1 protein-coding gene is annotated in these 1,368 nt (G+C 62.7%); it reads left to right on the top strand.

Translation table 11 applies throughout. The features are described 5' to 3' along the window. Nucleotides 1–82: 82 nt before the first annotated feature. Nucleotides 83–1,303 carry an integrase core domain-containing protein gene (locus ACZXDY_RS45915; protein ID WP_464350014.1) on the top strand — a complete coding sequence of 407 codons (1,221 nt, stop codon included), beginning with the start codon at nt 83–85 and terminating at the stop codon, nt 1,301–1,303. The last annotated feature ends 65 nt before the right edge of the window (nt 1,304–1,368 follow it).

Genomic DNA, 1,368 nt, shown 5'->3' with positions numbered 1-1,368 from the left:
GGTCCTGACCGGCTACATGGGTAACAGAATAGACCGACGACATGGGTAACAGGTCAACTGGTCGGCAAGGAGGACCTTGCCGATGGGGTGGAAGGAGACCTGTACCGTGGAAGAGCGGATGCGGTTTGTGGTGGCGGTTGAGAAGGGTGAGGAATCGTTTGCGGCGATCTGCCGGCGGTACGGAGTGAGCCGCCGGATCGGGTACAAATGGCTAGCGCGCTTTGAGGAGGAAGGGACTGCCGGCCTGCTCGACCGTTCGCGAGCTCCGCTGCACCACCCGCGAGCGATTGCGCCGGACATTGCCGAGCGCTGCCTTGAGGTGCGGCGAGCGCATCCGAGTTGGGGGCCGGTAAAGGTGCGGGCCTATCTGGAACGGCGTGCACCCAAGACGGATTGGCCGGCGGCCAGCACGATTGGCGAGCTGTACGATCGCGAGGGGCTGACGGTGAAGCGCAAGCTGCGCCGGCGCAGCCCGCCATCGAGTGCGCCCTTTGCCGATTGTGAAGCCGCCAACGATGTCTGGTGCATGGACTTCAAGGGCTGGTTCCTGACGGGCGACGGCGAGCGGTGTGAACCGCTGACGATCACCGATGCGCATAGCCGCTATCTTCTGCGCTGCCAGGCGTTGCCATGTACGGACACCGACCATGTCTGGCCGGTGCTTGATGCCGCGTTCCGCGAGTTTGGGCTGCCGCATTACATGCGGTCGGACAATGGTTCTCCCTTTGCATCGACAGGCGCTGGCGGACTGTCAAGGCTGTCGGTGAAGCTGATCAAGGCCGGCGTCACGCCGCAACGCATTGCCCCCGGCAAGCCGCAGCAGAACGGCCGCCATGAGCGCATGCATCTCACTCTGTTGCAGGAGGCGGCCGACCCGCCGGCACACAGCATGCGCGACCAGCTCAAGCGACTGCGCGCCTTCCGGCAGCGTTACAACGAAGAACGCCCTCACCAGGCGCTCGACAATGCCACGCCTGCCGAGCGCTACCACGCTTCACCACGCCGTTTTGATGGCATTCTGCGCTCGCCGGACTATGGCGACCAGGAAGTTCGCCGGGTTCGCCACAATGGAGAGATCAAACTCGATGGCAAGTTCGTCTACATCAACGCGGCTCTGGCGGGTGAGCCGATTGGCCTAACTGAATCGGAGGGCTGTTGGACCGTCAGCTACGGCCCGATCATGCTCGGCACCATCGCCTATCAGAGCGATGAACTCCGAAAACCAAGGCGCAAGCGCTGTGGACTTGGGGACAACGCTACGCGTTGCCCCCAGGGTCCACAGCCCCAGCAACAACAGACCTGAACGAAACGAGAATTGTGTTACCCATGTCGTCGGTTTGAACTGTTACCCATGTCGCCGGTTGCTCA

It is taken from the genome of Bradyrhizobium sp. LeoB3, from assembly GCF_055456055.1.
Note: the sequence above shows the minus strand (reverse complement) of the source record. Positions and strands in the feature narration are given on the sequence as shown.